We start from the raw sequence: 20,955 nt of genomic DNA, 5'->3' as shown, positions 1-20,955 counted from the left end.
TCAGATCCCCAACTCTTGACGCTGGCGCTTCAAGTGCTCCGGCATCTCTTTATAGACATCCTCGAACATGCTCGCCGCGCTCGGGATCTGCCCGCCGGAAAGCGTGCCGTACTGCTCCGCCTCTTTTTGCGCGGCGATCACCTGGGCTTCGAGTTCGGCGCTGACCGCCGCGTGTTCTTCCTGCGACCATTGGCCGATTTTCACCAGGTGCTGCTTGAGGCGGGCAATCGGGTCGCCCAACGGGAAGTGGCTCCAGTCGTCGGCGGGGCGGTACTTGGACGGATCGTCCGAGGTCGAGTGCGGGCCGGCGCGGTAAGTCACCCACTCGATCAGGGTCGGCCCCAGGTTGCGCCGCGCCCGTTCGGCGGCCCAGGCGGAAGCGGCGTAGACCGCGATGAAGTCGTTGCCATCGACCCGCAGCGAGGCGATGCCACAGCCCACGCCACGGCCGGCGAAGGTGGTGGCTTCACCACCGGCGATGGCTTGGAAGGTGGAGATTGCCCATTGGTTGTTGACCACGTTGAGGATCACCGGCGCCCGGTAGACGTGGGCAAAGGTGAGGGCGGTGTGGAAGTCCGATTCGGCGGTGGCGCCGTCGCCGATCCAGGCCGAGGCGATCTTGGTATCGCCCTTGATCGCCGAGGCCATGCCCCAGCCCACGCCTTGTACGAACTGGGTGGCGAGGTTGCCGGAGATGCTGAAGAAGCCGTAGTCACGCACCGAGTACATGATCGGCAGTTGGCGGCCCTTGAGCGGATCGCGCTCGTTGGACAGCAACTGGCAGATCAGGTCCACCAACGGCACTTCGCGGGCCATCAGGATGCTTTGCTGGCGGTAGGTGGGGAAGCACATGTCGGTGACATTGAGCGCCAGGGCCTGGGCGCTGCCGATGGCTTCCTCGCCGAGGCTCTGCATGTAGAACGACATTTTCTTCTGGCGCTGGGCCACCACCATGCGGTTGTCGAAGATCCGCGTCATGAGCATGGTGCGCATGCCCTTGCGCAGGATCTCCACGGGCACGCCTTCGGCCCATGGGCCCAAGGCATTGCCCTGGTCGTCAAGCACCCGGATCAGGCCCTTGGCCAGGTCGGCGGTGTCGGCGGGTTCGACGTCGATGGCAGGTTTGCGCACGGTGCCGGCATCGGTCAGACGCAGGTACGTGAAGTCGGTTTTGCAGCCGGGACGGCCGGAGGGTTCGGGAACGTGCAGGCGCAGCGGTTCGTACTGCTGGGTCATGGCTTTCTACGCTCTATCTTGTGAATTTCTTGTAGTGGGCGCGCTTAGCTGACAGTCCTTCGCCGGGTAGGCGAAATATTGTCCTACAACAATCATAGGCCGGGGGCAGGAGAATATTTATCTGTGTTTCGTTGCGTTGGAGGTGATTTGCAGATAAAAAATCTGCATAAACATAAAAAACAGGTGGTTTTGTCTCATGCGCAAGCTGGATCGTACCGATATCGGCATTCTCAACAGCCTTCAGGAGAACGCCCGCATCACCAACGCCGACCTTGCCCGGTCGGTCAACCTGTCGCCCACCCCATGCTTTAACCGGGTCAAGGCGATGGAGGAACTGGGCTTGATCCGCGAGCAAGTGACGCTGCTAGACGCCGAGCTGTTGGGCCTGCACGTCAATGTGTTTATCCACGTCAGCCTGGAGAAACAGGTAGAAGAGGCGTTGCAGCATTTCGAGGAAGCGATTTCCGACCGCCCGGAAGTCATGGAGTGCTACCTGATGGCCGGCGACCCGGACTATCTGATCCGGGTGCTGGTGCCGACCATCCAGGCGTTGGAGCGGTTCATGCTGGATTTTCTGACCAAGGTGCCGGGGGTGGCCAATATCCGCTCCAGTTTTGCCCTCAAGCAGGTGCGCTATAAAACCGCGTTGCCGTTGCCGGCCAATGGGTTGACGGTGGAAGGCTAGGCAAGCCGTTCAAAGGCGATTGAGCGGAATTTTCAGGTAAACGACGCCATTGTCTTCCGCTACCGGCAAATGTCCGGCGCGGATGTTGACCTGCACGGCCGGTAGCAACAGTGCTGGCATGCCTAGGGTGGCGTCGCGCTGGGTGCGCATGGCGACGAATGTCGCTTCATCGATGTCATCGCGCACGTGGATGTTGTACTGGCGCTGCTCTCCCACCGTGGTTTGGTGGCATGCAGTGCGTTCGGTGGGCGGGTAGTCGTGGCAGACATAGAGGCGGGTAGCGGCCGGGTAGGCCAGCAAGCGTTTGATCGAGGCGAACAACTGCTTGGCGCTGCCGCCGGGGAAGTCGCAACGGGCGGTGCCGGCATCGGGCATGAACAGGGTATCGCCTACCAGAATCGCCTCGTCTTCAATCAGGTACGCCATGTCCGCCGGGGTATGGCCGGGCACATGCAGCGCTCGGGCGCGCAGATTGCCGATACGGAAATCCTCATCGGCGCCGAACAGGTGATCGAACTGTGAGCCATCGACGGCGAAGGGTGGCTTCAGGTTGAACAACGTCTTGAACACGCTTTGGACCTGGGTGATGCCTTGGCCGATAGCGATCTTGCCGCCCAGGTGTGCCCGCAGGTAGGGCGCCGCGGACAGGTGATCGGCGTGGGCATGGGTTTCTAACAACCACTGCACACGCAACCGGTGTTCGTGAACAAAGGCCATGAGGCGGTCGGCCTGGGTAGTGGCCGTGCGGGCGCAAGCGGGGTCGTAGTTGAGGACAGGGTCGACAATGGCGCATTCGCTGCCATCGCACTCGAACACAATGTAGGAAAAGGTCGATGTGTCTTTGTCGAAAAAGGCTTGGATTTGGGCAGGCATAGGGGCGAACCTTTTCAGAAGATTGCGCAAGGGTAGTGAAGTGCGCGCGCTGCTGACCAGTGCCAGGGTGTTTCTGTTGATGCCTGGGCAGTATCCTGTCGCCGATTCGCGACCGGATCACCGGAGCGGCCACTGATTACGGGTTTTATATGCTGGCGATGTTGTTGGGTGGGGTGATGGGGTTGGTGCTGGGCCTGACCGGCGCCGGCGGCGGCATTCTGGCGGTGCCGGCCTTGGTGCTGGGCCTGGGTTGGAGCATGACCCAAGCCGCGCCCGTGGCGTTGCTGGCGGTGGGCAGTGCGGCGGCGGTGGGCGCCCTGGATGGCTTACGCCACGGCTTGGTGCGTTACCGCGCCGCATTGTTGATTGCCTTGCTCGGCGCGCTGTGTTCGCCCATTGGCATCTACTTGGCCCATCGCCTGCCGGAAAAAATCCTCATGGGCCTGTTCAGCCTCCTGATGATGCTGGTGGCCTGGCGCATGTTGCGCCGTGAGGCGCCAGCGCCCGGGCCGAGCGACCACGGCAGCGCATCCTGGGGGCAGAAAAACTGCCTGCTCAACCAGCAGACGGGGCGCCTGGCCTGGACCGCCAAATGCTCGGCCACTCTGGCGGCGTTGGGGGCGGTGACCGGCGTGGTGTCGGGGTTGCTGGGGGTGGGCGGCGGGTTTCTGATCGTGCCGGCGTTCAAGCAACTGACCGATGTGCAGATGCGCGGCATCGTCGCCACGTCGCTCATGGTGATCTGCCTGATTTCGGCGGTCGGGGTGGTGGGGGCGCTGCGGGCCGGGGTGGTTATCGACGCCACGGGTGGCGCGTTTATCGCGGCGGCCATCGTGGGCATGCTGGTGGGCCGCGGGGTGTCCGGGCGGGTGCCGGCGCGGCTGTTGCAGGTGGGGTTCGCCAGCCTGTGCCTGGGCTCGGCCGCGTACATGCTGTACACGGCCGCACGTTAGGAGGCGTTTTTAGGAAAGGAAACCGCCATCCACGTTCAACGACACACCGGTGGTGTAGCTGGAAGCGTCGCTGGCCAGGTACAGCACGGCGCCGGCCATTTCGCTGGGGGCCGCCACGCGCTTGAGGGGGATCTGGGCCAGGGCAGTGTTGAGGATCGCGTCGTTTTTCACCAGGGCCGAGGCGAATTTGGTGTCGGTCAGGCCCGGCAGCAGGGCGTTGCAGCGGATGCCGAACTGCGCGCATTCCTTGGCAAACACCTTGGTCATGTTGATGACCGCTGCTTTGGTCACCGAGTAAATGCCTTGGAAGACGCCCGGTGAAATGCCGTTGATGGATGCGACGTTGATGATGCTGCCGCCGCCGTTTTCGCGCATCAGCTTGCCGGCTTCCACCGACATGAAGAAGTAACCACGGATGTTCACATCGACAGTTTTCTGGAACGCGCCTAGGTCGGTGTCCAGCACGTTGCAGAACTGTGGGTTGGTGGCCGCGTTGTTGACCAGGATGTCCAGGCGCCCGAACTGCTCGCGGATGCCGGCGAAGACCTGGCCGATCTGTTCCATTTCACCGATATGGCAGGCCACGGCGGTGGCTTTGCCGCCATCGGCGATGATCGCGTCGGCAACGTGTTGGCAGCCTTCGAGCTTGCGGCTCGACACGATCACGTGGGCACCTTGCTGGGCCAGGAGTTTGGCGATGGCTTCGCCAATACCGCGGCTGGCGCCGGAGACGAAAGCGATCTTGCCATCGAGGTCGAACAACTGAGTCTTGGACATGGTTTTTCCTTGTTATAAGCCGTCGATCAGAGGCTGGATTTGGCGATGACTTGCAGGCTCATGTGCTCCAGCAACTTGTTCATCGAAATGAACTGCGCGAAGCGTTTGTCCTGGGTCTGGCCGTGGAAGAAGCGGTAGTAGATCTGCTGCACGATGCCGGCGAGGCGAAACAGGCCGTAGGTGTAGTAGAAATCGAAGTTATCGATGCGAATGCCCGCGCGTTCGGCGTAGTAATCGACAAATTCTCGGCGAGTGAGCATGCCGGGCGCGTGGCTGGGCTGGCGCCGCATCAACTGCACGGGCGCCGGGTCGCCGGCTTCGATCCAATAGGCCAGGCTGTTGCCCAGGTCCATCAGTGGGTCGCCCAGGGTGGTGAGTTCCCAGTCCAGTACGCCGATGATCTGCATCGGGTTGTGGGGGTCGAGGATCACGTTGTCGAAGCGGTAGTCGTTATGCACGATGCTGGAGGTCGGGTGGTCGGCGGGCATTTTGTCCTTGAGCCAGGCCTTGACCGCTTCCCACTTGGGCGCGTCGGGGGTCAGGGCTTTGTCGTAGCGCTCGCTCCAGCCGCGGATCTGGCGCTCCACATAGCCTTCGGGCTTGCCCAGGTCCGCCAGGCCGCAGGCGCGGTAGTCGACGCGGTGCAGCTCAACGAACTTGTCGATAAAGCTTTTGCACAGGGCCTCGGTCTTGCTGGCGTCCAGGCCCAGCTCCGGGGGTAGTTCTGAGCGCAGGATGATGCCGCTGACCCGCTCCATCACATAGAACTCGGCACCGATCACCGCTTCGTCGGTGCAGTGCACGTAAGCCTTGGGGCAATACGGGAAGCCGTCCTTGAGTTGGTTGAGGATGCGGAACTCGCGGCCCATGTCGTGAGCGGACTTGGCCTTGTGGCCAAACGGCGGGCGGCGCAGCACGAATTCCTGGCCGGGGTATTCCAGCAGGTAGGTGAGGTTCGAGGCGCCGCCCGGGAACTGGCTGATCCGTGGGGTGCCGCTCAGGCCGGGAATGTGCGCCTTGAGGTAGGGGTCGATGAGACTGACATCGAGTTCTTCGCCGGGGCGAATGGGGGTGGACTGGTCAGTAAGCGTCATGCTTATCCCTTCTGCTTATTTTGGATGCCAGAGACTATTGGCTAATCTAATGTGCCCGCCGGGCCCCCACAACCACGAGAGGCCTTTATAGGTGTGGGTGTTGCCGGGTAATCATTGTTTTTGATACGGGCGTTTGAATTGTCCGACAAGGCTGTTTCAAGCCTTCGCCGGCAACGCCAGCGGGGTGAGCAAAGGTTGCCCGGCGAAGTGCGCCAGCAGGTTTTTACCCACCAGTTCCACCGTCGCCTGGGTCGCTTGCGGCGACAGCCCGGCCACGTGTGGGGTGAGCACGACGTTGCTCAATACCTTAAGGGCCTCGGGCACCAGAGGCTCGTCGTCGAACACATCCAGCGCCGCCCCGGCGATGCGTCGTTGTTCCAAGGCGCTGATAAGTTCGCCGGTGTTCACCACGCTGGCCCTGGCGATGTTGACGAGAAAGCCGTTGGGGCCGAGCGCATCCAGGGCCTGCTTGTTAATCAGGTTGCGGGTGCCCAGGCCGCCGGGGGTGGCGACGATCAAAAAATCCGAGGCCCGCGCCAGTTCTGTGGGCGTGGAGCAAAAATCGTAGGGCACGTCGCTACGGTGCTGGCGGTTGTGGTAGCTGACGCTCATTTCAAAGCCTTTGGCGCCGCGCTGGGCGATGGCCATGCCCACGGCACCCAGGCCCAGGATGCCCAAGTGTTTGCCGGCCAGGGACGGGCGCATGATTTTCGGCCACTCGCCCCGGCGCACGGCGGCGTCGGCGCGGGGAATGTCGCGCACCAAGGCCAGCAGCAGGGCCATGGCGTGGTCGGCCACTGACGAGGCATTGACCCCGGCGCCATTGGTGACCGCGATCCCGCGGTTGCTGGCGGCTTGCAGGTCAACCTGCTCATGGCCGGCACCGATCACGCAGATGATTTCCAGGTGGGGCAGGGCGGCCATCTCTTCGCCCGTCAGGCCCAGGGGGCCGCGGGTGAGTACCGCGCGGATTTGCCCGGCGTGGGTCTGGATCGCCTGGGCCCGCTCGGCCGGGGTGGGCGCGAGGATCAGGTGAAAGCCGCTGTGCTCCAGAATCGGCAGGTAGTCATTGATGGTTTCAACCAGGACCAGAACGGTGTTGGGCATGCTGCGCTCCTGTGGGCAAGGCTGTGGGGCAAGGGCGCCAGACTGCTGGCTTGGCCGGTGTTTGGCAATGGTAGACGCGGTTACGCGCGGCTGCCGCCCCGCGTGGGGCCTGCATCTTGGCGCAGCCGCTAGTGGCATTTGGCTGTCGTCGTCATGGACGTACACAAACGCGACCGTTGGCCTGATCCGCCTAACCGTTGCTCAGCTAAGTCTTTGCTTCTGTTGATGAATCCCCCAGAATCGCGGCCCTGTTACGGCCGGGGCGCTGCCTGTCGGGTTTTTCCGACTCGCTTCGGCTGTGTGGCAAATGACCGGAATGCGGAGATCCGACCGGATGAAAGATCAAGCCAATAGCGTCAACCCACCGTTTGACGCGGCTTTACCTGTCAGCATCAGTGCCTGGAATCGCCAGGACACCACGTGGATGTTGGGTCTGTTTGGGACGGCCATCGGCGCCGGCACGCTGTTTTTGCCGATCAACGCTGGCCTGGGCGGTTTCTGGCCGTTGCTGATTCTCGCGCTGCTGGCCTTCCCCATGACCTTTTACGCGCACCGTGGCTTGACCCGGTTCGTGCTGTCGGGCCGTGAGGGCTCTGACATTACTGAGGTGGTTGAGGAGCATTTCGGCATCAAGGCCGGCGCACTGATTACCCTGCTGTACTTCTTTGCGATTTTCCCGATCCTGCTGATCTACAGCGTCGCGCTGACCAACACCGTGGGCAGCTTCATGGAGCATCAGTTGCACATCATGCCGCCGCACCGGGCGGTGCTGTCGTTTGTGCTGATTCTCGGCCTGCTGGCAGTGGTGCGCTGCGGCGAGCAGGTGATCGTCAAAGCCATGAGCCTGATGGTTTATCCGTTTATTGTCGCGCTGCTGTTTCTGGCGGTTTTTCTCGTTCCCCACTGGAATGGCGGCATCCTGGAGACTGCCTCCACCGTGCCTGCGCCCTCGGCGCTGCTGCACACCCTGTGGCTGGCGATTCCGGTGATGGTGTTCTCGTTCAACCATTCGCCGATCATCTCGGCGTTCGCGGTGGATCAAAAGCGCCGCTATGGTGCCCAGGCCGAGCCGCGCAGTTCGCAGATACTGTCCCGCGCCCACCTGTTAATGGTGGCGATGGTGCTGTTCTTCGTGTTCAGTTGCGTGCTGACCCTGTCGCCGGCGCAATTGGCCGAGGCCAAGGCGCAGAACCTGTCGATCCTGTCGTACCTGGCCAACCACTTCAGCAACCCGACCATCGCTTTCGCCGCGCCCTTGATTGCCTTCGTGGCGATTTCCAAGTCGTTCCTGGGCCATTACATCGGCGCCAGCGAAGGCCTCAAGGGCCTGATCGTCAAGAGCGGCCGACGCCCAGCGCCCAAGACCCTGGACCGCATGACCGCAGCGTTCATGCTGGTGGTGTGCTGGATCGTGGCCACGCTCAACCCGAGCATCCTGGGCATGATCGAAACCCTGGGCGGGCCGATCATCGCCGCCATCCTGTTCTTGATGCCGATGTACGCCATCCGCAAGGTGCCGGCCATGGCCAAGTACCGTGGCCAGGCGTCCAACGTGTTCGTGACCCTGGTGGGGTTGGTGGCGATTTCGGCGTTGATTTATTCGTTAACGGCGTAAGCAATATTCCCACCACTCTGTGGGAGTGAGCCTGCTCGCGATAGCGCCCTTTCAGCCGACATCTATGTTCAATGAAAGACCGCCATCGCGAGCAACCTCGCCACAGATGACACCCACATCCTGCGCAACGGTTGATGAGCATCAACGCCTAGTGGCCGTAAGCCGCTATGCTGGGTGGTTTTAGTCACCTTCCAGCCAGGCGTCCCCCAGCGTGTCGACCCCGCCCAAACCCACCACCTTGTTACCCGTTGCCCATCCTCCTGCGACCGTGCGTCAGCGCCGCCTCGGCGATTTGCTGGCCGGTTTGTCGGTGGCCGGGTTGCTGCTGCCCGAGGCCGTGGCCTATTCGACCATCGCTGCGTTGCCGCCCCAGGCCGGGGTGATCGCGCTGTTTGCCGGGTTGCTGTGCTATGGCCTGTTTGGCGGCAGCCGTTTTGCCATTGTCTGCGCCACGTCGTCTTCGGCGGCGGTGCTGGCGGCGGCGACGGCGAGCCTGGCCGATGGCGACCCGGCATTGCGCATGACCTTGGCGGTGGCCTTGGTGCTGGTGACGGGGGTGTTTTTCCTGCTGGCCGGGCTGCTCAAGTTGGGCAGCGTCACGGCGTTCATCGCCAAACCGGTGCTGCGCGGTTTCGCCTTTGGCCTGGCGCTGACCATCATCCTCAAACAAGTGGCGAGCATCGTTGATGTGCCGTTGAGCAACGGCAACCTGGTGCGGTTCCTGCCGCAACTGCTGGAGCAATGGCCGCAGTGGAACTGGGCCGGGGCCGCGGTGGCCGGGGTGGCGTTGGCGCTGTTGTGGCTGTTTGCCCGGGTACGCTGCCTGCCGGGGGGCTTGCTGGTGTTGATGGCGGGCATTGCGGCGGGGCGTTGGCTGGATTTACCGGCCCACGGCGTGAAGTTGATCGGGGTGATCGAGCTGAGCCTGGAGGTGCCTTCCCTGCCGGTACTGCCATTTTTTGACTGGTTGCGCCTCGGCGAGCTGGGCTTTGCCATGGTGATGATTCTGTACGCCGAGTCCTATGGCTCCATCAGCGCCTTCGCCCTCAAACACGGTGACCGGGTGTCCTCGAACCGTGACTTGTGGGCGCTGGGCGCCGGTAACCTGCTGTCCGGGCTGTTCCATGGTATGCCGGTGGGCGCCGGGTACTCGGTGACCTCGGCCAATGAAGCGGCCGGGGCGACGTCGCGCCTGGCCGGCGCGGTGGCGGCCCTGGTGGTGTTGTTCATCGTGCTGACGATGCTGCCGTGGATCGCCCTGACACCGGAGCCGGTGCTGGCCGCAGTGGTCATCCACGCGCTGTCCCGAGGCTTGAGCCTCAAGCCGCTGGGGCGCTACTTCGTCTGGCGCCGCGATCGCTTGCTGGTGATCTGCGCGGTGGTGGCGGTGTTGGTGCTGGGGGTGTTGGATGGTCTGCTGATGGCCGTGGCGATCAGCGTGGTACTGATGCTGCGGCAGATGTCGGCGGCGGATATCCAGGCCCTGGGGCAGATGGGGGGCGGCCATGATTACGTTGACCTCGGCCGCCACCCGCAGGCGCGGGAAGTGCCGGGGGTGCTGGTGCTGCGGCCGGGGGAGCAGCTGTTCTTCGCCAATGTGGAGCGCATCCTGGGCAATGCCCTGCGCCTGATCCGCCACACGCCCGAACCGGTACACACGGTGATTCTCAGCCTTGAGGAGTCCTCCAACCTTGATGGCACCAGTATCGAGGCCCTGGCCGAGTTCTTCGCCCGGGTCGGCGAGGAGGGCAAGCACCTGGTGCTGGCGCGGCTCAAGCACCGGGCCAAACAGGGCCTGCTCGCCTTGCCCGAGGCCGAGCGCGACGGTGTGATGCTCAGTGGCCTGAGCGTGGACGATGCGGTGCAGGCAGCGCTCAAACGCCAGGCATAAAAAAACGCCGCGTACCTGGCGGTGCGCGGCGTTTTCTACAGCGGTTAAGCCTTAGGCTTGAATGACCGGGATATTGGCATTCGCTGCGGCTTCACGGAACTCGGCGATCTGGTCGAAACTCAGGTAGCGATAGACATCGCTGGCCATGGTGTCGATTTCCTTCGCGTAGACCATGTATTCCTCGACGGTCGGCAGGCGACCCAGGATCGAGGCCACCGACGCCAGCTCGGCCGAAGCCAGGTAGACGTTGGCGCCGTCGCCCAGACGGTTCGGGAAGTTACGGGTGGAAGTGGAGACCACTGTGGCGTTCGGCTCAACCCGTGCCTGGTTACCCATGCACAGCGAGCAGCCCGGCATTTCCATGCGCGCGCCAGCCTTGCCGTAGATGCCGTAGTAGCCTTCTTCGGTCAGTTGGTGAGCGTCCATCTTGGTCGGCGGCGACAGCCACAGGCGAGTTGGCAACTGGCCCTTGACCTGCTCCAGCAACTTACCGGCAGCGCGGAAGTGACCGATGTTGGTCATGCACGAACCGATGAACACTTCGTCGATCTTCTCGCCAGCCACGCTGGACAGCAGGCGGGCGTCGTCCGGGTCGTTAGGTGCGCAGAGAACTGGCTCCTTGATCTGGGCCAGGTCGATTTCGATGATTTCGGCGTATTCGGCGTCGGCATCGGCCACCATCAGTTCCGGGTTGGCGATCCAGGCTTCCATCGCTTGAGCGCGACGTTCCAGGGTGCGCGCATCGCCGTAGCCTTCGCCGATCATCCAGCGCAGCAGGGTGATGTTGGAGCTCAGGTACTCGGTGATGGACTCTTTGGACAGCTTGATAGTGCAACCGGCAGCCGAACGTTCGGCCGAGGCGTCGGACAGCTCGAAAGCCTGTTCGATGCTCAGGTTGTCCAGGCCTTCGATTTCCAGGATGCGGCCGGAGAAGGCGTTCTTCTTGCCTTTCTTCTCTACGGTCAGCAGGCCAGCCTGGATCGCGTAGTAAGGAATGGCGTGCACCAGGTCACGCAGGGTGACGCCCGGTTGCATCTTGCCTTTGAAGCGCACCAGGATCGATTCCGGCATGTCCAGTGGCATCACGCCAGTGGCGGCGGCGAACGCTACCAGGCCGGAACCGGCCGGGAACGAAATGCCCATTGGGAAACGGGTGTGGGAGTCGCCGCCGGTGCCGACGGTGTCCGGCAGCAGCATGCGGTTCAGCCAGCTGTGGATGATGCCGTCGCCCGGGCGCAGGGACACGCCGCCACGGGTCATGATGAAGTCAGGCAGGGTGTGGTGGGTGGTCACGTCGATCGGCTTTGGATACGCCGCGGTGTGGCAGAAGGACTGCATCACCAGGTCGGCGGAGAAGCCCAGGCACGCCAGGTCTTTCAGTTCGTCGCGGGTCATCGGGCCCGTGGTGTCCTGGGAACCGACGGTGGTCATCTTCGGTTCGCAGTAGGTGCCGGGGCGTACGCCGGTCACGCCGCAGGCCTTGCCGACCATTTTCTGCGCCAGGGTGAAACCCTTGGTGCTTTGCGCCGGGGCTTCTGGCTTCTTGAACAGGTCCGATGGTGGCAGACCCAGTTCGGTACGGGCCTTCTCGGTCAGGCCACGGCCAATGATGAGCGGGATACGGCCGCCAGCACGGACTTCGTCGAGCAGGACCGGGGTCTTCATTTCGAAGGTGGTCAGCACTTCATCGCTGTTGTGCTTGGTGACTTTGCCAGCGTGCGGGTACAGGTCGATCACGTCGCCCATGTGCATGTTGGAAACGTCGAATTCGATCGGCAGTGCGCCAGCATCTTCCATGGTGTTGTAGAAGATCGGAGCGATCTTGCTGCCGAAGCAGAAGCCGCCAGCGCGCTTGTTCGGCACGTAAGGCACGTCGTCGCCGAAGAACCACAGCACCGAGTTGGTTGCCGATTTACGCGAGGAACCGGTACCGACCACGTCACCGACGTAGGCGATAGGGAAACCCTGGCCGCGCATTTCTTCGATCTGCTTCATCGGGCCGGTCACGCCTTGCTCGTCCGGCACGATGCCGTCACGGGCCATTTTCAGCATGGCCAGGGCGTGCAGCGGGATGTCAGGGCGCGACCAGGCGTCCGGGGCAGGGGACAGGTCGTCGGTGTTGGTTTCGCCGGTGACCTTGAACACCCGCAGGCTGATCTTGTCAGCCAGGGTCGGACGGTTCTTGAACCATTCGCCGTCAGCCCAGGATTGCAGCACGCCTTGGGCGTGGGTGTTGCCGTTCTTGGCTTTTTCTGCGACGTCGTGGAACGCATCGAACATCAGCAGGGTGTGCTTGAGCTGGGCTGCGGCCACGGGCGCCAGTTCAGCGTCGTCCAGCAGGTTGACCATGGTGACGATGTTGTAGCCGCCCTGCATGGTGCCCAGCAGCTCGACTGCACGCTTTTTGTCGATCAGCGGGGAAGTGGCTTCGCCCTTGGCCAGGGCCGACAGGAAACCAGCCTTGACGTAGGCAGCTTCGTCAACGCCTGGTGGAATGCGGTTGGTAATCAGGTCAACGAGGAAAGCTTCTTCGCCAGCGGGGGGATTTTTCAGCAGCTCGACCAGGCCTGCAGTTTGTTCGGCGTTAAGCGGCTGGGGAACGATACCCAGGGCGGCGCGCTCTTCGATATGTTTGCGGTAGGCTTCAAGCACAGTTATTACCCTCATCAGTGGTCCCGGTCCGGGACGCTCATCCAGAAATAGCCGGTGCGCAGCGCCTGGGGGCTTTTTGGGCCGCAAAGCCTGCGCTACCGGTATTCCTCACAGAAGCTGCTTTCAAAGTTTTACGCCTGCCGAACGGGCTGATGAGGGTTGGCGCAGAGCTTTCCCCGCTGGAAAGACTCCTCGCCAACACCGTTCTTTAGGATCAACTGTGCTCGTGACGCTTTGAAAACAGCTTCTAACGGACTATTGGCGCCTTAAAAGGCTGGCCGATTCTACGGCAAAAAAAATCTAAAGGTAAGTTAGGCCCTCAAGTTTGAGGGGTGATGAATGTTAGACAAAGGGCTAACATGCCGACCTGTTTTGCTTCCTCGCGTCCTGCCTACCTATGCCCAATCAGACCATCAAGACCCCCTGCGTCGGCCTCTGCTCCACTGTTTACGGTGATTTGGTGTGCCGTGGCTGCAAGCGTTTCCACCACGAAGTGATCCACTGGAACGGCTACAACGAGGAAGAGAAACGCGCGGTGTGGCTGCGCCTGGAGCAACTGCTGGTGCAGGTGATGGCCTCCAAGTTGGAGGTTTTCGACGCCGCTTGCCTGCGTTCGCAGCTGGAACAGCGCAAGATCCGCTTCGTGCCCCATCAGTCCGAGTACTGCTGGGCCTACCAGTTGATCGCCCGCGGTGCGCGGGTCATCAATCAATTGGATGCCTACGGGATGGTGCTGCTGCCGGAGTTTCGCGACTGGAACCTGCCGGAGCTGCGCGATGCCATCGACCGGGAATTTTTCCTGCTCTCCGAGGCCCACTACGAGCGTTACATCGCCCCGGGCTTTCTCAAGGATGCTCTTGCGCGCTGAGCCTTGAATGCAACGGGGGCAAGCGTCGCGACGCTTGCCCCCGTGGTTTGCCTGCTTGGCACCGCACTTGCTAGTGGCGGGCCACTTCCTCCTCCAGATGCCCCATCACGTCCTCAGGCTTGAGCACCAGCACGTCGCAGTTCACGGCGTCGAGCACCACTTCGGCGGTGTTGCCGATCAGCGCGCCGGACAACCCTGTGCGGGCCACGGTGCCGATGATGAGCACCGCGGCGTCCAGCTTGTTGACGTTGTGGGGGATCAGCACATCGGCCGGGCCTTCCTCGATGTGCAGGTGGTCGTCATCGATATCGAACTCGGCCTGGAACGCGCGGCACTGCTCGCGATAGCGGGCCTCGATGGTTTCCTTGAGTTGGAACACCGGGTCCGCCGCCGACAGCATGGGCGAAGGGTGGGCGCTGATGACGTGCAACTTGGCTTTGGCCAGGGAGGCGATGTCGAAGCCATGGTCAACAATGCAGCTGTGCAGGGTGCGGTGCTCGCCGTCGGTGTTGCCCACGTCCACGGCCGCCAGGATGGTGCCGCCGGTCCACGGCGTCGCGGTCTTGACCAGCAGCACCGGGGTGGGGCAGTAGCGCAGCAGTTTCCAGTCCGCCGGGGTCAGCAGGGCTTTTTTCAGCGGGTTGTCGGGGAAATGCTGCTTGATGACCAGCCCGCAGCCCTCGGCTTGTTGCACGTCAATGATGGTTTCGTGCTGGCTTTCCTTCCACGCCTGTTCGGTGGTGACGCTATAGCCTTCTTCCACCAGGCGGGCCTTGAGTACGGCCAGGAGCGCGCCGTGGTCATGTTTTTTGTCGCACACCAGCAGATGCAGATGGGCTTGGGTGACGCCAGCAATCAACTTGGCGCGTTTAAGTGCCAGGCTCTCGGCCGGTGTGGGCTCAATGACCACCAGGATGCTGCGGATGGCTTGCATGGTCGGGTTCTCCAGAAAAATGACAGGACGTGAGTGCCACAACTATAGATGCTGCGCGCGCACCCGGATGTTGATGCACATCAAGCCCGGTTGCTGGTGGTCTGCGGCCCGGCCGGTATAATCGGCGCCTTTGCCCGTGAACCCCTACTGCGTGAGCCCCATGTTGCCGATTCTTGACGTCGCCGCTGCCCTGCCTTGCCCCGTATCTTTTCTGACGCAGGTGGCTCAATGATCCTGCCCGAGATCCACGAATTTCTCGGCTGCCGCACGCCGGATGCCTGGGTGCAAGCAGCGCTGGCGGACCAGGAAACCCTGCTCATCGACCACAAGAACTGCGAATTCAAGGCCGCCAGCACCGCCCTGAGCCTGATCGCCAAGTACCACAGCCATGTCGACTTGATAAACCTGATGTCGCGCCTGGCCCGTGAAGAGCTGGTGCACCACGAGCAGGTCATGCGCCTGATGAAAAAACGCAAGATCGGCTTGCGCCAGTTGTCGGCCGGGCGCTACGCCTCGGGCCTGCGCAAAGTGGTGCGCAGCCACGAGCCGGTGAAACTGGTGGATACCCTGGTGGTGGGCGCGTTTATCGAGGCCCGCAGTTGCGAGCGTTTCGAGGCCCTGGTGCCGCACCTGGACGAAGAGCTGGGCAAGTTCTACTTCGGCCTGCTCAAGAGTGAAGCGCGGCACTTCCAGGGCTATCTGAAACTGGCCTACCAGTACGGCGACGCGGCCGACATCGCCCAGGTCATCGAGCGGGTGCGGGCCGCCGAACGGGAGCTGATCGAGTCGCCCGACGTCGAGTTCCGCTTCCACAGCGGCGTGCCGGGCAACTGTTAAAAACTCTTAAAAACATGAAAGTTATGGCCAAACCCGGCAACCCACGCCGTTTTGGCCAATGCCGACGGCATTTTGCCAAGCGTTGACCCTTATACTGCAGCCTCTTCGGATCAAGGGCTGTGGTTGGGCGTTATGGAAAACCTGGGAGTTGGCAAAGTCCTGCTGGTGGAGGACGACGAGCGCTTGGCGGCGTTGATCGCGCACTTTCTCACCCAGCATGGTTTTGAGGTGAGGGCCGTGCACCGCGGTGACGTGGCGCTGGCGGCCTTTCTGGAGTTCAAGCCCCGGGTCGTGGTGCTCGACCTGATGCTGCCGGGGCAAAGCGGCCTGCATGTGTGCCGCGAGATCCGTGCCATTTCCGACATTCCGATTGTCATCCTCACCGCCAAGGAAGATGACCTGGACCACATCCTGGGCCTGGAGTCCGGCGCCGACGACTACGTCATCAAACCCATCAAGCCGCCCGTGTTGCTGGCCCGGTTACGCGCCTTGCAGCGCCGCCAGGTGCCCCAGGATAGCGTGCGCGGCGCCCTGGAATTCGGGCGCCTGGTGATCGACCGCAGTTGCCGCGAAGTGCGTCTGGGCGCACAGGTGATCGACCTCACCACCATGGAGTTCGAGCTGCTGTGGCTGTTGGCCAGTGCGGCGGGCACGCTTCTTTCGCGCGACGACATCCTCAACCGCATGCGCGGCATCGCCTTCGACGGCCTCAACCGCAGCGTGGACGTCTACATCAGCAAACTACGCGGCAAACTCAACGACAACCCTCGCGAACCGGTGTGCATCAAGACCATCTGGGGCAAGGGTTACCTGTTCAATCCGTTTGCCTGGGAGGTCTAGATGCTGCGCCTGTTTTTACGCCTGTACATCGTGCTAGCCATCGGCCTGGCGGGCGCCATCATGGCGGTCAACTACACCTTCTCCGAGCTGCTGCCCGAAGCCAACGAAGCCTATAACCGCGAAGCCCTGCGCGGCCCGGCCTATGGCCTGGTGCAACAACTGCGCCCAGTCACCGGCGCGGCGCGGGCGCAACGCCTGGCCGAGCTGCAACCCCACTACGGCCTGCGCTTGGAACTGGTAGAGGCCAGCGACCTGAGCCTCAGCACCCGCGAACAGGGGCTGTTGGCCGAAGACCAAGTGGTGGTGCGCGGCGACTTCAGCGAGTTTGTCGCGAACATCGATGGCGGCGCGCAGTTGCTCAGCATCAAACTCCCCGAAGAGCCCAAGTGGCTATATCTCTGGGCGTACTTGTTCCTGGGGGTGTGCCTGGCGCTGGTCCTGTATTTCTGGGTGCGCCCGCATTGGCGCGACCTGGAGTTGATCCGCCTCGGCGCCCAGCGCTTTGGCGACAATGACCTGAGTGCGCGCATCCAGCTCTCGCGACGCTCCAGCGTGCGCGAGTTGGCGGGGCACTTCAACCACATGGCCGAGCGCATCGAAGGCTTGATCGCCCATCAGCGGGAGCTGACCAACGCGGTTTCCCACGAGTTGCGCACCCCCATCGCGCGGCTGTCGTTCGAGCTCGATCAGTTGCGCCAACAGGCCGACCCGCGCAAGCACAGCGAACTCATAAATGACATGTACGCCGACCTCGGCGAGTTGGAGGAAATGGTCTCTGAGCTACTGACCTACGCCAGCCTGGAGCGTGGCGCCACGGTCATCAGCCGCGAAGACATCCAGGCCCAGAGCTGGCTTGACAGCGTAGTCGGCAGCGTGGCCCTGGAGGCGGAAGCGGCGGGGGTGCAGTTGTCCATTGGCGCCTGCCAGGTGGAGTGGGTGCGCATCGAGCCGCGCTTCATGGCCCGGGCCCTGATAAACCTGCTGCGCAACGCCATCCGCTACGCCGAACGGCGGGTGGAGGTATCGCTGGTGCGCCTTGGCGATGGTTATGAAGTGCTGGTCAACGACGACGGCCCCGGCGTGCCGCTGGCCGGGCGGGAGAAGATCTTCGAGCCGTTCTCGCGCCTCGACGCCAGCCGCGACCGCCGCACCGGTGGTTTTGGCCTGGGGCTGGCGCTGGTGCGGCGGGTGTCTCAGTCCCACGGTGGCGAGGTCGAAGTGCTCGATTCCCCCTGGGGTGGCGCCTCGTTTCGCATGACCTGGCTGCACCAGTAGTTAAGCGGGCTCGCCCGCGCCGGGGTGCGCAGCGCCCCTCGACGGTGGTGCGCCCGCTTCGCGCCCGAGCGCGGGCAAGCCCGCTTCCTACAGGGCGGGCACGACCACCGGGCCGAGGCGATAGCGCCCCCCGGGCCCGGCAAAGGGCCGGGGCTTGATTGAGCCCATGCCGTGCCGCGCTGACGTGCCCTGAAGCAACCCCTCGCGATCCCTACGCCGATCCGTGGCGCCCACGTGGGTGGCCAAGCCGAAGGTGGTCTCATCCCACTCTTTTTGCCTATCCGCCAGCCCGACGTGTTGGGGGCTGCGGTGTGGTTGCTCGTCCGCGGCCCGCAGGCCTTCTGCGGGCAGCATCCAACAACAGCAGTACAGCGATAAACACAGGGTGCGCAGGGGCGTGGGCATGGCGGCATCCGCAGGAGAGGGTGCGTTGATGCTAGGGCGGGGCGGGGCGGAAAACTTCAGGAGCTTTGTCGGGAAACTGTCAAAGACTGTAAGGCGCGAGGGTTCCTGGGGCTGATTGTGAACAGGGCGAATTCCGACCAGCGGCACGAAAACCTGTAACTTTTGACAGTAGTCAGGGGGGTGTGGAGGGTATCGAATAAAGCCATCCAGGCCCTAGGGGCTGCGAATCGTCGAAGGCCAGGTGCACCGCAGTACCCGGGTCTGAAGGAGGGAGGTCGAAGTGGCTACACGCAAAGGTTCCAACAGCACCCCAACCCAGGATAATGCGCCTATTGGCCCCCGAGACGCGTTCGCCCCACCTCGGGTGCCGGCCATCATGGACCCGGGCGACCCTACCGGGCTGATACACCGCAACTCCACGCTCGTCCCCCTGGAGGTGGAGTTCGACAGTTGGGAAAGGTCTACCGGGCCCAATCGCACGGACTGGGTGGTGTTGGGGTTCACACATCAGGGCGGCGCATTTCGCGAAGTGGCTCGCAGGAGTTACCCCTCCATAACTGAGGTGGTCTTCCCTCAACGGATGCACGTACCTGTGGAGTTCCTGAGCACCGAGGGGGCGTACTCAGCCTCTATCACTGTTCGTCTTGGCTCGTGGGAGGCCGCCCCCAAGGAGTCGCTCAGAACCCGAGTTTCCATCGATCTGAAATCCCCAAACTTTGGCGAGAAGCCCCTAGCACCCGTATTTCCCGATGAGTTAGGCGGCATCGTCACCGAGCAATACCTGGTGGATCATGGCGGGGTTTGGCTGAAAATCCCGTGGCACGCCGATGCCCAGGTTGGCGATGTGGTCATTTTCTACTTCACCGATGATCCCAATAACCCGGCAACGCCTGTCCCGGTCGGCACCTACACCCTGACTCAGGGTGACGTCAACAACAAGCAACTGAGCTTCTTTCTGGACGCTGCGGTGATCCGCAGCCAGGGCCAAGGGCTGCATTTTGCGCAGTACCGGCTCAGGGATAGGGCAGGTAACACCAATACCGAGACCTCGGATGCAGCCAGCATTCAAGTCAACCTGACCCCGTTGCCTGGCAGCCTTCCACCGCCGAGGGTGCCGCTTTCGACTCGAGGCCTGATTGACCGCCAACACGCGCGCGACCTGGTTTTTGTGGTCATCGACCCGTACCTGCCGGCAGAGCCCGAGGACTGGATAGCAGTGAGCTGGGATGGCTCGCCCCTGCACGAAGTCCACGTGGAGACGGGGGGAGGGTTGCCGTTGGAGATCCCTGTTCCGTGGCTTGCTCTCAGCGCCCAGGGGCTTGGCCCGGCCAATGCAATGGTGAACTACAGAGTCCGGCGTAACGGGGTGTACACGCCACCCTCGCCGACCATCGCGGTGCCCTATGACTTCACCATTGCCGGCCAGGACCACGTGGACGCGCCTGCACTGCTCAATAAAAAACTGGCCCTGATCGAGGTTCGCGGGCTGGCCTCGAACATCCCCAATATGCTGACAGGTGCCGATTTTAGCCTGCCAGCCAAGGCGACGCTCAGGCTATATGACAACCCGATTCCCGGTGAAACCATTGAGTTGTATTGGGGCGCTATCCCGACACCGGTGTATACCTACACCGTAAAATTCGGAGATGGCGGCGGCGATATTATTGAAGAGTTCGTTATTGCCTGGGAATTTATAGAGCTGGATAAAAACAATGCCCACTTGCCGGTGCGCTACCTCACTAATAATGGTGTCAATCAGCAGTTGTCATTAACTACGCCGGTTAATGTATCTATTATCGTTATCGAGAATCTCAAGGAGCCCGTTTTCCGGGATAAAAGTTTCTTCCATAAAATCGAGTGTGATACGGTGCCTCGGCCTTGGCAGGGTATCAGGGTTCAAATCAAGCCGGATGTACGCTTCGCTGAAAACGATCTCATCACCTTGGTGTGGCAGGGCTGCCGCAACTCCAATGGCAGCGATCCCATCGACGGTACTGATGCCGAAATTCCCCATAAGTTGAGTGCGCATGAGGCGCAGTATGGTTTTGACTTTATTGTAAGTGATTGGGAAAAGTTGATTAAGCCCATGCAGGATAATGGCTCTGCCGTTATTTACTATCGTTTGTTGAAAACCACTGGGGCGGTCGGCAGTTCAACTTATGTCCATGTCATTATCAATCACACCTGGCCCAGCGGTTGTGTGTGTTCACCCACTAATGAGTGTCATGTAACGCCACCTCTGCGGGTGTGAGTGGGCCGGATTGGTTGGTAGTGTTTCTTTGTTTCTACAATGGAGCGTTTGAAATGACTAAGGTAAAAGTAAACCCCGGCCGTGAAACCTTGAGTGAGTTGCGTCGGCGCAAAAGCTTGGCGGATGAGGACTTGGTGATAGATGGTGCGTTGCCCAATATACCCGGCGATGAGCCAAACAAATTGCCTAAGGTTTTACAGGGAAGCGAACGGAATGTGGTGTTTAATAATATTGTTTGGCCTGGGAGTACGACGCCCAATCGTAATGTTAGGGTGCAACTTGCAATCAGCGGTGCGAAGTACGGTGACGTACTGAACCTTCGTACTCCCATTACGTATCCGCAGACTTTAAAGTTGCCTGCTGACGAGACGCGATATGAAAGGGTCTTCACCTTGAGTTATTTTGTAAGTTACGGATCTTCTAGTGCTCCGAGTGAAGTTGAGAATGGCAGGACTCAAGTGTATGTAGATAAGTCTCCTCCCCATCATGGTACCAGCGGTGAGGCGATGAAGCATCCTCCGGAAATTGTGAATGGGGGCGGTTACAGGAGCTGAGTGCAACACGGTTATTGAATTGAAGCTGGAGCATCATGCCGCATAGCCATAGCTTCCTGCATCACCTCGTCCATAACCTCGATCGGACACTTGAAGTCGAAGCGCTTA

At 61.8% G+C, this 20,955-nt stretch carries 18 protein-coding genes; 10 read left to right on the top strand and 8 right to left on the bottom strand.

What is annotated here, in order from left to right; translation table 11 throughout:
- On the bottom strand, positions 1–1,236 hold the full coding sequence (locus AC19YT_RS04855; RefSeq protein ID WP_095111128.1) for a 3-methyl-2-oxobutanoate dehydrogenase (2-methylpropanoyl-transferring) subunit alpha: 1,236 nt from the start codon (positions 1,234–1,236) through the stop codon (positions 1–3).
- A 196-nt stretch (positions 1,237–1,432) separates the two neighbouring features.
- On the opposite strand from AC19YT_RS04855, the gene bkdR reads away from it, so the two are divergent.
- Complete coding sequence (bkdR, locus tag AC19YT_RS04850) at positions 1,433–1,921, top strand: Bkd operon transcriptional regulator BkdR (protein WP_095111129.1); 489 nt, start codon at positions 1,433–1,435, stop codon at positions 1,919–1,921.
- A 9-nt stretch (positions 1,922–1,930) separates the two neighbouring features.
- Here bkdR and AC19YT_RS04845 read toward each other — a convergent pair whose 3' ends face one another.
- On the bottom strand, positions 1,931–2,794 hold the full coding sequence (locus tag AC19YT_RS04845; RefSeq protein ID WP_500609847.1) for an MBL fold metallo-hydrolase: 864 nt from the start codon (positions 2,792–2,794) through the stop codon (positions 1,931–1,933).
- Positions 2,795–2,943: 149 nt separating this feature from the next.
- Here AC19YT_RS04845 and AC19YT_RS04840 point away from each other — a divergent pair, with 149 nt between their 5' ends.
- On the top strand, positions 2,944–3,747 hold the full coding sequence (locus tag AC19YT_RS04840) for a sulfite exporter TauE/SafE family protein (protein WP_500609846.1): 804 nt from the start codon (positions 2,944–2,946) through the stop codon (positions 3,745–3,747).
- Positions 3,748–3,756: 9 nt separating this feature from the next.
- Here AC19YT_RS04840 and AC19YT_RS04835 read toward each other — a convergent pair whose 3' ends face one another.
- The 3 genes from AC19YT_RS04835 to AC19YT_RS04825 form a co-directional block, all read right to left on the bottom strand.
- Positions 3,757–4,524 carry an SDR family oxidoreductase gene (locus AC19YT_RS04835; protein WP_095111132.1) on the bottom strand — a complete coding sequence of 256 codons (768 nt, stop codon included), beginning with the start codon at positions 4,522–4,524 and terminating at the stop codon, positions 3,757–3,759.
- 26 nt (positions 4,525–4,550) lie between these two features.
- Positions 4,551–5,618, bottom strand: a complete 1,068-nt coding sequence (locus AC19YT_RS04830) for a phosphotransferase family protein (RefSeq protein ID WP_500609845.1) — start codon at positions 5,616–5,618, stop codon at positions 4,551–4,553.
- Positions 5,619–5,774: 156 nt separating this feature from the next.
- Positions 5,775–6,725, bottom strand: a complete 951-nt coding sequence (locus tag AC19YT_RS04825; protein WP_095111134.1) for a 2-hydroxyacid dehydrogenase — start codon at positions 6,723–6,725, stop codon at positions 5,775–5,777.
- 334 nt (positions 6,726–7,059) lie between these two features.
- On the opposite strand from AC19YT_RS04825, the gene AC19YT_RS04820 reads away from it, so the two are divergent.
- Both AC19YT_RS04820 and AC19YT_RS04815 read left to right on the top strand, forming a co-directional pair.
- Positions 7,060–8,340, top strand: a complete 1,281-nt coding sequence (locus AC19YT_RS04820) for a serine/threonine transporter (RefSeq protein WP_500609844.1) — start codon at positions 7,060–7,062, stop codon at positions 8,338–8,340.
- 238 nt (positions 8,341–8,578) lie between these two features.
- Complete coding sequence (locus AC19YT_RS04815; RefSeq protein ID WP_500609899.1) at positions 8,579–10,231, top strand: SulP family inorganic anion transporter; 1,653 nt, start codon at positions 8,579–8,581, stop codon at positions 10,229–10,231.
- Positions 10,232–10,282: 51 nt separating this feature from the next.
- Here AC19YT_RS04815 and acnB read toward each other — a convergent pair whose 3' ends face one another.
- The gene (acnB, locus tag AC19YT_RS04810; RefSeq protein WP_095111136.1) at positions 10,283–12,883 is read right to left on the bottom strand and encodes a bifunctional aconitate hydratase 2/2-methylisocitrate dehydratase; all 2,601 of its coding nucleotides are present in this window, start codon (positions 12,881–12,883) and stop codon (positions 10,283–10,285) included.
- 397 nt (positions 12,884–13,280) lie between these two features.
- Between acnB and AC19YT_RS04805 the strand changes: the two genes are divergently transcribed.
- Positions 13,281–13,751, top strand: a complete 471-nt coding sequence (locus AC19YT_RS04805) for a DUF1289 domain-containing protein (protein ID WP_095111137.1) — start codon at positions 13,281–13,283, stop codon at positions 13,749–13,751.
- A 70-nt stretch (positions 13,752–13,821) separates the two neighbouring features.
- On the opposite strand, the gene uspL is transcribed toward AC19YT_RS04805, so the two are convergent.
- A complete protein-coding gene (uspL, locus tag AC19YT_RS04800) occupies positions 13,822–14,685 on the bottom strand; it encodes a universal stress protein UspL (RefSeq protein ID WP_095111138.1) in 864 nt (287 codons plus the stop codon).
- A 228-nt stretch (positions 14,686–14,913) separates the two neighbouring features.
- Between uspL and AC19YT_RS04795 the strand changes: the two genes are divergently transcribed.
- From AC19YT_RS04795 to AC19YT_RS04785, 3 genes are all read left to right on the top strand, one after another.
- Positions 14,914–15,522 carry a MiaE family protein gene (locus AC19YT_RS04795; RefSeq protein ID WP_095111139.1) on the top strand — a complete coding sequence of 203 codons (609 nt, stop codon included), beginning with the start codon at positions 14,914–14,916 and terminating at the stop codon, positions 15,520–15,522.
- 132 nt (positions 15,523–15,654) lie between these two features.
- Positions 15,655–16,362 (top strand): response regulator, encoded by a 708-nt coding sequence (locus AC19YT_RS04790; protein ID WP_095111140.1) that lies wholly within the window; start codon positions 15,655–15,657, stop codon positions 16,360–16,362.
- Positions 16,363–17,637, top strand: coding sequence for an ATP-binding protein (locus AC19YT_RS04785; protein WP_095111141.1), 1,275 nt, complete (start codon positions 16,363–16,365; stop codon positions 17,635–17,637).
- A gap of 87 nt (positions 17,638–17,724) precedes the next feature.
- Here the strand turns inward: AC19YT_RS04785 and AC19YT_RS04780 are convergent, their stop codons facing one another.
- Positions 17,725–18,042, bottom strand: a complete 318-nt coding sequence (locus AC19YT_RS04780; protein WP_500597059.1) for a hypothetical protein — start codon at positions 18,040–18,042, stop codon at positions 17,725–17,727.
- A gap of 592 nt (positions 18,043–18,634) precedes the next feature.
- Between AC19YT_RS04780 and AC19YT_RS04775 the strand changes: the two genes are divergently transcribed.
- Both AC19YT_RS04775 and AC19YT_RS04770 read left to right on the top strand, forming a co-directional pair.
- A complete protein-coding gene (locus AC19YT_RS04775) occupies positions 18,635–20,293 on the top strand; it encodes a hypothetical protein (RefSeq protein ID WP_500609843.1) in 1,659 nt (552 codons plus the stop codon).
- 53 nt (positions 20,294–20,346) lie between these two features.
- On the top strand, positions 20,347–20,847 hold the full coding sequence (locus AC19YT_RS04770) for a hypothetical protein (protein WP_500609842.1): 501 nt from the start codon (positions 20,347–20,349) through the stop codon (positions 20,845–20,847).
- The last annotated feature ends 108 nt before the right edge of the window (positions 20,848–20,955 follow it).

This window comes from Pseudomonas sp. MF08875 (assembly GCF_059862525.1).
Note: the sequence above shows the minus strand (reverse complement) of the source record. Positions and strands in the feature narration are given on the sequence as shown.